10 protein-coding genes and 1 pseudogene are annotated in these 8,910 nt (G+C 57.7%); all 11 read right to left on the reverse strand.

The window, feature by feature from the left end:
- Positions 1–100 precede the first annotated feature (100 nt).
- On the reverse strand, positions 101–1,663 hold the full coding sequence (gene purH / locus ACW81B_RS11760) for a bifunctional phosphoribosylaminoimidazolecarboxamide formyltransferase/IMP cyclohydrolase (protein ID WP_491580425.1): 1,563 nt from the start codon (positions 1,661–1,663) through the stop codon (positions 101–103).
- Between the two features lie 9 nt (positions 1,664–1,672).
- Positions 1,673–1,963, reverse strand: a complete 291-nt coding sequence (gene fis, locus ACW81B_RS11765; protein ID WP_491580416.1) for a DNA-binding transcriptional regulator Fis — start codon at positions 1,961–1,963, stop codon at positions 1,673–1,675.
- Positions 1,960–2,946, reverse strand: a complete 987-nt coding sequence (dusB, locus tag ACW81B_RS11770; protein WP_491580417.1) for a tRNA dihydrouridine synthase DusB — start codon at positions 2,944–2,946, stop codon at positions 1,960–1,962. The genes fis and dusB overlap by 4 nt, the downstream gene beginning before the upstream one ends.
- Positions 2,947–3,236: 290 nt before the next feature.
- Entirely contained in the window at positions 3,237–4,229 is a 993-nt protein-coding gene (locus tag ACW81B_RS11775) for a DUF3426 domain-containing protein (RefSeq protein ID WP_491580418.1), read from the reverse strand.
- 32 nt (positions 4,230–4,261) lie between these two features.
- A complete protein-coding gene (gene prmA, locus ACW81B_RS11780) occupies positions 4,262–5,143 on the reverse strand; it encodes a 50S ribosomal protein L11 methyltransferase (RefSeq protein WP_491580419.1) in 882 nt (293 codons plus the stop codon).
- 1 nt (position 5,144) lies between these two features.
- A complete protein-coding gene (locus tag ACW81B_RS11785) occupies positions 5,145–5,480 on the reverse strand; it encodes a DUF4143 domain-containing protein (protein ID WP_491580420.1) in 336 nt (111 codons plus the stop codon).
- A 436-nt stretch (positions 5,481–5,916) separates the two neighbouring features.
- Positions 5,917–6,300: a GxxExxY protein gene (locus tag ACW81B_RS11790; RefSeq protein WP_491580421.1), complete on the reverse strand. Its 384-nt coding sequence runs from the start codon at positions 6,298–6,300 to the stop codon at positions 5,917–5,919.
- A gap of 221 nt (positions 6,301–6,521) precedes the next feature.
- Positions 6,522–6,722: pseudogene (locus ACW81B_RS11795) on the reverse strand (DUF5615 family PIN-like protein); the annotation flags it as partial.
- A 57-nt stretch (positions 6,723–6,779) separates the two neighbouring features.
- Complete coding sequence (locus ACW81B_RS11800) at positions 6,780–7,010, reverse strand: DUF433 domain-containing protein (RefSeq protein ID WP_491580422.1); 231 nt, start codon at positions 7,008–7,010, stop codon at positions 6,780–6,782.
- 202 nt (positions 7,011–7,212) lie between these two features.
- Positions 7,213–8,457: an ATP-binding protein gene (locus tag ACW81B_RS11805; RefSeq protein ID WP_491580423.1), complete on the reverse strand. Its 1,245-nt coding sequence runs from the start codon at positions 8,455–8,457 to the stop codon at positions 7,213–7,215.
- Between the two features lie 40 nt (positions 8,458–8,497).
- Positions 8,498–8,707: an AAA family ATPase gene (locus ACW81B_RS11810; RefSeq protein ID WP_491580424.1), complete on the reverse strand. Its 210-nt coding sequence runs from the start codon at positions 8,705–8,707 to the stop codon at positions 8,498–8,500.
- Between the last annotated feature and the right edge of the window lie 203 nt (positions 8,708–8,910).

Genomic DNA, 8,910 nt, shown 5'->3' on the forward strand with positions numbered 1-8,910 from the left:
CAACGGTTCCATATTTTTACAGGGGGTCACACTCGTTTGATCGCGGGAGAACAACCGTGACTGACCCCATTGAAAAATCTGACCCCATTGAAAGCTGAAGCTAGTGGCGGAAGTGGCGCATGCCGGTGAAGACCATGGCCATGCCGTGTTCGTTGGCGGCGGCGATGGTTTCCTCGTCGCGCATGGAGCCGCCCGGCTGAATGACGGCGGTGATGCCGACCTCGGCCGCCTGGTCGATGCCGTCGCGGAACGGGACGAAGGCATCAGAGGCCATCACCGACCCTTTGACTGTCAGCCCGGCGTGCTCGGCCTTGATGCCGGCGATGCGTGCGCTGTTGATACGGCTCATCTGGCCGGCGCCGACGCCGATGGTCATGTTGTCACTGGCATAGACAATGGCATTGGATTTCACGAACTTGGCCACCCGCCAGGCAAACAGCAGGCTTTGCATCTCGGCTTCACTGGGCTGACGTTCGGTGACCACGCGGGTTTCATTGAGCAACGCCAGATCGGCATCCTGCACCAGCAGGCCACCGTTGACGCGCTTGAAATCAAGGCGTGGCGCCGGGGTCGATGGCCACTCACCACAACTCAGCACGCGGACATTCTGCTTTTCCGCCAGCACCGGCAAAGCGGCCTCGTCGACGGCTGGCGCGACAATAACCTCGACAAACTGGCGGTCGATAATGGACCGCGCCGTGTCGGCATCCAGTGGACGGTTAAAGGCAATGATGCCACCGAAAGCGGATTCCGGATCGGTTTTATAGGCCCGGTCATAGGCATCGAGCAAACTGTCGCCGCAGGCCACACCACAGGGGTTGGCATGCTTGACGATGACACAGGCCGGCCCCTCGTCGAACTGCTTGACGCATTCCAGCGCGGCATCGGTGTCACCCACGTTGTTGTAGGACAACGCCTTGCCCTGGATCTGCTTTGCGCTGGCGACGCTGGCTTCAGTCTCGGTGTGCTCAACAAAGAACGCGGCAGACTGGTGCGGGTTCTCGCCGTAACGCATGGTCTGCAACTGGCGGAATTGCAGACTGATGGTCTGCGGGAAGGCGCGCTTCTCGCTTCCTTCACCGATTGTGCCGAGGTAGTTGGCGATGGCACCATCGTAACGCGCGGTGTGCTCGAAGGTTTTTACCGCCAGCCGGAAACGGGTGGCATCGCTCACAGCACCCTGACTGGCCGCCATTTCTGCCAGCACATCGGCATAATCCGCACTATCGACAATCACGGTGACATCTGCGTGGTTCTTGGCCGCAGCGCGGATCATCGCTGGACCGCCGATGTCGATGTTTTCAATCGCCGTGGGCAGGTCACAGTCCGGGTTGGCCACGGTCTGTTCAAAGGGATAGAGGTTGACCACCACCATGTCGATGGGACCAATGCCGTGTTCCTGCATCACCGCGTCATCCGTACCGCGCCGACCGAGAATGCCGCCGTGGATTTTCGGGTGCAGGGTTTTGACGCGACCGTCCATCATCTCCGGGAAGCCGGTGTAGTCCGACACTTCGATAACCGGCACCCGGCTTTCAGCCAGCAGTTTTGCGGTACCGCCGGTGGACAGGATTTCAACACCCGACTGGTGCAGTTGCTGTGCAAATTCGACGATGCCGGTTTTGTCCGACACACTGATCAGCGCGCGCTGTATGGCTGCCATCATGTTTTCCTAAAGCAAACCGTACATTTTCAACTTTTTGCGCAGGGTGCTCCGGTTGATCCCCAACACCCCGGCCGCACGCGTCTGGTTACTGCGCGTGTGCTGCATGACACTCTCCAGCATGGCCTGCTCGACCTGGCCGATGACCATGTCGTAGACACCTTCGGCGTCGTGGCCGTCGAGATCCCTGAAGTAGATATCCAGCGCCGATTGCACACAGGCCCGCAGCGGTTGCTTGCGTCGTTCACGCGTGGGCAGTGACGCGGCGACCGCCGCGCTTTCCTGGATGACGGCGCTCATGCCGCAAGCTCCCGGTTTTCCGCCAGCCGGTCGAAAAAGGCGTGTGTCTTGCGTAACTGTTCGTCGAGTGACTCGACACGGTTGATCGAGGCCCGGAACGCGGCGCCACCTGGTTGGCGCTTGCTGTACCAGGCAATGTGCTTGCGTGCCACGCGCACGCCGGTGTACTCCCCGTAAAACGCATACAAATTATTGAGATGCTCAATCATGATTGTACGTATTTCCTCCACTCCGGGTTCCTGCAACTGCTCGCCCGTCAGTAAAAAATGTTCAACTTCACGGAAGATCCACGGACGTCCCTGTGCCGCGCGGCCAATCATGACTGCATCCGCGCCGGTGTACTCCAGCACCTGTTTTGCTTTTTGCGGACTGTCGATATCGCCATTGGCGATAACCGGCAGCCCGGTTTCCTGTTTGATGCAACGAATGGTGTCGTACTCCGCCTGGCCGGAATAGCCACAGGCACGGGTACGTCCATGCACAGCCAGCGACTGTATGCCGGCCTGTTCCGCGATACGGGCAATGGCCAGCGCATTGCGGTTGTGCGGGTCCCAGCCGGTGCGGATTTTCAGCGTGACCGGTACATCGACGGCCACCACCACGGCATCGAGAATCTGTTTCACCAGCGCTTCGCGCTGCAATAACGCGGAGCCGGCCATGACATTGCAAACCTTCTTCGCCGGACAGCCCATGTTAATGTCGATAATCTGCGCGCCACGTTCAACATTGAAGCGCGCGGCATCGGCCATCATCTGCGGATCGGCACCGGCAATCTGCACGACCCGCGGCTCGACTTCACCACGGTGATCCATGCGCCGCAAGGTCTGCTTGCTGCCCCATAACGCCGAGTTGGCTGACACCATTTCGGAAACCGCCATGCCTGCACCGAGTTTCTTGCACAGCTGTCGAAAGGGACGATCCGTTACACCGGCCATGGGCGCCAGAACCAGCGGGTTACGCAACTTGTACGGACCAATCTGCATTGCGGCCTGCACACTCCTTGATGACAGTTTTTTTGCGAAAGGGCCGCCCATCATACGCGCACTCTGCATCGGGGAAAAGCACTGAAACGAAATTTTTAACGTGGTCCGGAAATTGCCGGAACCCCTTTATTTAAAGGCTTTTCTGCATGTCAAGTCTTGACAGGGGAGAGTAACGATGCAAGCAGACGTAAAAATATTCCAGCAGGAATGTTTGCCGGAGGAAGACCGGAATCCATGACATTCAACACTTTGGATGCCGGCCTTCGCCGGCATGACGAAATCAGCAGCGCCTAAAGAAAATCAAACTGAAATGACACGGCACGGTCGCCCGGGTCGACAATCTCCAGCATCAACCGGGTCTGCTGGCCCGGCGACATCCCTTTCGACGGATCAACGTCGCCCAGGTATTCACCCGGCAGAAAACGCCGCATGGCGATCGGCGTTCCGGACACGTCGGAAAAGGTTACCTCGAAAATCGGGTAACGCTGCGCAAAGTCCGCGCTGTTGACAAACGTGGCATTCACCAGCAAGGCATCATCGACGTGCGGGTGGTTGCGAATTTCGCGTTCCCGAACTTCCAGCCTGGCTGTTTCATGGCGCAATGGCAGATCACACCCCAGCGCTGCACAGGCTGTATCCAGGTACGGCCGGAAGCCTGGAATCCCGGCCAGGCGGAAGCGCTCCGCCCACACATACTGCCCCAGCAACAATACGGTCAGGAACAGGGCCGCCGCAATGGCACCCCAGGACGTCCGTGTGCCGGCGGAACCGGTTTCAAATAACAGGGCGGCTGGCATGGCCTGCTGTTCCGATGGCGCCCGCAGCGGCGCTGCAGACACAAACTCGGAGGCTGTCGGGGCGGCGTATGTATCCACATCAAGCGGAAAACCCGCACGCGCATGATCCATTGCGATGTCCACAAGATCGGCTGCGTCCGGCGGCGGCTGACCAGAAACCGCCTGGTCGGTTCGCCCCCCGGGTTCGCGCTGGCTCCAGTCGTCCTGCACTTGCGTTCCAGCGTCGGGTTCCACCGGTACCGGGTCAGTGCTTGCTGCCGCCTGCACTTCACCCAGTGCACGGTCGACCAGGTCGTCGATTTCCTGGCTCACCGCACTCAATTGCTGCCCGGCGAAGGCAAGCGCCTGTTGCGGCTCATCAAACAGGCTGGCGGTGGCTTCGAAAACACTGTTGCAGTTCCCGCAACGCACACGGCCACCGGCCGCACGCAGCTGTGCCGCGCTGAGCGGGTAGACAGATTTGCAGGTGGGACAAGCGGTGTACATAGCGTTAACAGACCACATGGCAGGGGTGCCGGTCAAATTCTTTCACCGTGCAGGCGCACCCAGCCGTCCTTTTCCACGCTATCGGACAGGCGAAACCATGGCGCATAGGCGCGACGAACTGCGTCGGCCTGCCCGGCCAGAATCCCGGACAGCACAATGTCCCCACCCGGTCGAACCCGTGCGGCCAGGTCGGCCGCCAGCTCAATCAGCGGGTTGGCGAGAATATTGGCCAGCAACAGATCAAATGTTCGTGCCGGCAGCGCCGCCGGTTGCAGGGTGTGCAGGTTTGCCTCGACGGCGTTGCGCGCGGCATTGTCGCGCGTCGATAACAGCGCCTGTTCGTCGATATCGACCGCCCATAATTCACTGGCGCCCAGCTTCAGCGCCGCCACCGCCAGGATGCCGGAACCACTGCCGTAATCGAGTACGGCCTGAGCACGCGGCGGGTTGGCATCCAGCCATTCCAGACAAAGCGCGGTGGTGGCGTGGGTGCCGGTGCCAAACGCCAGCCCGGGATCGAGACCGACGATAACCGGGTGCTCGCCGTGCGGCGGCGGCTTGCCGGCCGGGCACACCCACAGGTGTTCACCAAACTGCATGGGCTGGAACTGGTCCAGCCAGACGCGTTCCCAGTCCCGGTCTTCGAGCCGGTTTTGGGTCAGGCGCTTTGCCGCTGCCTCGCCGAAGTCCTGCTGTAATTGCGCGCCCAATGCCGCGGCATCGGCGTCTGCATCAAACATGGCCGTAAGACGTGTGGCGGACCATAAAGGTGTGGTACCGGGGTCCGGCTCGAACAGGGGCTGGTCGGCGGCATCGACCAGTGTCACCGATAGCGCGCCGTGCTGCTCGAACCAGTCACTGAGGGTTTCCGGGTCGAGGTCGCCGGCTTCGAGGGTGAGTTGCAGCCAGGGCATATTAAATCAGGCGCCACAATGCACTGACCGGCAATGCCACATAGTGCTCCCCAAACGATACAGACTGCTCGCCTGAATACAGTACGATTCCCCGTACAAACCGGTCACCGGTATCCTCCGACAATGCATCGAATCCAGAGAAGTCTTTTCGCACCACGGTCGAAGACGCCTTTATCTCCAGCCCCACCAGTCGACCGGCTGCATCCTCAAGAAGGATATCCACTTCCCTGCCCGTGGTCGTCTGATAATGGTACAAATTCACTCGACGATCCGACCAACCGATTTGCTTGCGTAACTCACCGACAACAAAAGTTTCAGGCAAATGCCCGAAAAACATGGGGTCCCGGTCCAGGCTTTGATGTGTAACACCCGCAAGGTGCGCTGCCAGCCCGGCAAGAAAGCCCTGGGCATCCGCTAGTTGCGGAACGCAGCTCTGCCTCGATATTTCGCGTATACATGGCGGATAATTAACCATTGGGTGGTGATTTATGCCGCACCCAGCGTAGCCGCCCCTGGCTCCTGATGCAATAGCAACACAGGCGTCCATTAAACCTGTGGGTGCGGCAGAACACCGGGCACATCACGCCACGATACAAGTTGCGCCTGCGAGCATTGCTGTGAAGCTTCCCCGCCATATTGATACTCTCGCAGAGGCGCAAAGCACGCAAAGGGATCTGAAGAGTCTTATTTATGGCTCTTCAGAAATATTTGTGGGTAATTCAAGCTCATTATGGACTCTCGCCAAGCCGCCAGGCGCGCAAAGGAGAGAAAATTTACTCAACAAGGCGATTCACAGTACGGTTGATCCCGTTCTTCATCAGGGATTCACTAAAATTCAGCAGATAGCCTAACCGCATACCGGTAAGACGAAGATAGGTGAGCAGCTGTTTTTTATGTGCGTTATTGAGCTTTTCAACGCACTTGAGCTCAACAATAACCTTGTTCTCAACGATAAGGTCGGCCCGGAAGCCTTCATCAAACCTGAGCCCCTGATACTGGATGGGAATAGCGACCTGTCGTTCGACCTGAAAACCGCGTTCCCGCAGGTGCTGCGACAGGATAACCTCATAGACCGTTTCCAGCAGTCCCGGCCCCGTTTCACGGTGAATCTGAACCGCACTATCGACAATGCACGTTCCAATCTCGTTTTCTGTCATCAGCCGCCAGTCCCTTTGCGTGCTTTGCGCCTCTGCGAGAGCATCAATCCGGCAAATGACCAATCGCTCAGAGCGCCTCGATCGTTCGAGGCAAAACGGACATCCCGTTGTCAGCGTTGTTTTTCAGGCCTTACAGGCCTTGAAATTTATACAAAATCACAGGCTTGATCGCTTGTCCGCGTCGCTCCTTGCCCACGAATTTTTCCGAGGAGGCTTATTTTTCAATAAATCTCCAAACAACAGCAGTCTTCATTCTCGAAGAAGGCGTTAATTTTATCCTGGTTGTTGAGCAGCAAACCCAACACATACCACCCTGGCTTGTTGCCACACTTTAGCCAGAGGATTTTCGGCGGGCTGCCGTAGACCAGGCTGAACTCATGAAAATCCGAATCCTTGGTGACAATGGTAAAACCATTGTCCCTGGCGTAGTTCCAGCTTCTCCAGCAACCGGAACGAGAGGTTCTGGTCCAGTAACAGCTTCAAGCCGGGGCAATCGTCGATAACTGGTGTTCCCGGTTGGCTGCGAAGGCCAGGCAGGCGCGGATGTCATCCTGCGTCAGTTCAGGGTATTCCTCCAGAATCTCTGCCTCGCTCATGCCGGAGGCCAGCCAGTCCAGCACATCATAAACGGTGATCCGCATTGAGCGTATACAGGGCTTACCCCCCCATTTCCCGGGCTCGATGGTGATGCGTTCGCGATAATCGTTCATGCTGCTCGCTCCCTTTGTTCCTGATCCGGTAAAGGAATTCAGAGGGCCGGACTCAGAAACCAATTCAGATCAGTTAAGTGTGGCTCCATTTGTTTTGGGTGTCAATTGGAGCTCAGGTACCTGCTGGATTACATAATCTGTCAATCATAGTTACAAATTATGTAGATGCGTTCAAAATTAGCGGGCGGGAAAACATGCCCCCCTATTTCATCCCATTCCACGGCATTGCCCAGGCATCGTCAGATAATTTCAGGAACTTCCGGGTTGGCGCGATAACAAGGCCCGGCTGAATATCAATCGCAGGATAACTGTCGCGTAATGCCTTGATCCCTCGCGCGTCACGCCGGGCTGGTTGGCTTTTGACCTTAACCTCAATCGGGAAAAGCTTCCCGTCACGTTCAAGCAGGAGATCCACTTCGGCCCCGCCGGCGGAACGCCAGTGGTAAAATTGTGGCGCCGGAGACAGCAAGGCGCTTTGCTTGCGGATTTCGGCGAAAACCGCCGTTTCAAACAACGCGCCCAGCATCGGGTGACCCGCCAGTGCAGCAGGCGATGAGATCCGTTGTGCAGCACAGGCGAACCCCGTATCGGCCACGAAGCCCCTGGGCTTACTGCTCACACGCTTGATGTTGTTGCCGGAAAATGCCGGAACGTCAAACCACTGGAATGTGGCCTTGAGCATGTCGAGCCAGCGCCGCGACGTTTGTGGCGCAACACCGATTTCGCGACCCAGCTGACTGTAATTGATTTCCTGCGCGGTCAGCGCGGCGGCAAGCTGGATAAAACGGCTGAATGTCTGCCATTCCGATACATCGGCAAGCAAGCGGACATCCCGCTCGATATACGTCTTGATATAGGCCTCATGGAAATCGGCGACTGCTTCAAGGGGTAAAATGGTTGCGTCCGGTAAAAAGCCCCGCCAAAGCGTTTCATAAAGGGTATGTTCCAGCGTCACCAGGCCATGCTCGCCGTGAGCAAAAGCTTGTGGATCTTCCAGCCATGCAGCCAGCCAGCCGGCACCGTCAAGCTGACCGCTCATTTCGGCCAGACTGAATCCGTCCATCTGTATGAAAACCGCGCGACCGGCAAGGCTCTCGGCCAGCGATTTCATGACCTCCCACTGCTGCGACCCGGTCAGTACAAACTGCCCGGGTTTACGATCCCTGTCCACGCGGCGTTTGATGGCGGCAACCAGCTCCGGCGCATATTGAATCTCATCGAGCAGCAGGGGACTGTCCGGGTGATTATCGAGGAAAAGATCCGGGTCCTGACGCGCATTCTCAACATCAACGACGGGGTCAAAGACTACACAGTCAGTACCCGCGGGAAAGACGAGATTAAGAAGCGTGCTCTTGCCGACCTGACGGGCGCCACTGATCACCACAACCGGGAAGGTCTGGACAAGCCTCTGCAAGCGGGCAGTCAACAAGCGTTCCTTGTACACCATGCATGCAGATTATCCACGCAATCACCGATTTGCAAGGTATTTATCTGTTCGGGAACCATCTGAAATTCGTTTTCCGTAGCAAGAGCACATTGGCTGACCCGGTCAACAGGAAGCGACCGGAACGACGATCCTGATCCACCGACATTTTGATCGCGGGAAATAGCGCCGGCACTTTCTGCACCTCATCAATGACCACCCGGTCTCCAGGCCCGGCAAGAAAGCCCTGGGCATCCGAAGTCGCCGCTGCCAATTGCGTTGCATCATCCAGGGTGCATAGGGCACAGAAGATGCCTTTGCAAAATTCCGGGCCAGCGTGCTCTTCCCCGTCTGGCGTGCGCCGTTTAACAGCACGACCGGTGTATCCGCTAGTGCGGAACGCAACTCTGCCTCGATATTTCGCGTATACATGGCGGATAATTAACCATTGGGTGGTGATTTATGCCGAACCCAGCA

This window comes from Thiogranum sp. (assembly GCF_058323355.1).

Bases quoted from the DNA above. Each gene is read 5' to 3' on its own strand.
- purH (WP_491580425.1), bottom strand. From the start codon at position 1,663: ATGGCAGCCATACAGCGCGCGCTGATCAGTGTGTCGGACAAAACCGGC.
- fis (WP_491580416.1), bottom strand. From the start codon at position 1,963: ATGAGCGCCGTCATCCAGGAAAGCGCGGCGGTCGCCGCGTCACTGCCC.
- dusB (WP_491580417.1), bottom strand. From the start codon at position 2,946: ATGCAGATTGGTCCGTACAAGTTGCGTAACCCGCTGGTTCTGGCGCCC.
- ACW81B_RS11775 (WP_491580418.1), bottom strand. From the start codon at position 4,229: ATGTACACCGCTTGTCCCACCTGCAAATCTGTCTACCCGCTCAGCGCG.
- prmA (WP_491580419.1), bottom strand. From the start codon at position 5,143: ATGCCCTGGCTGCAACTCACCCTCGAAGCCGGCGACCTCGACCCGGAA.
- ACW81B_RS11785 (WP_491580420.1), bottom strand. From the start codon at position 5,480: ATGTTTTTCGGGCATTTGCCTGAAACTTTTGTTGTCGGTGAGTTACGC.
- ACW81B_RS11790 (WP_491580421.1), bottom strand. From the start codon at position 6,300: ATGACAGAAAACGAGATTGGAACGTGCATTGTCGATAGTGCGGTTCAG.
- ACW81B_RS11800 (WP_491580422.1), bottom strand. From the start codon at position 7,010: ATGAACGATTATCGCGAACGCATCACCATCGAGCCCGGGAAATGGGGG.
- ACW81B_RS11805 (WP_491580423.1), bottom strand. From the start codon at position 8,457: ATGGTGTACAAGGAACGCTTGTTGACTGCCCGCTTGCAGAGGCTTGTC.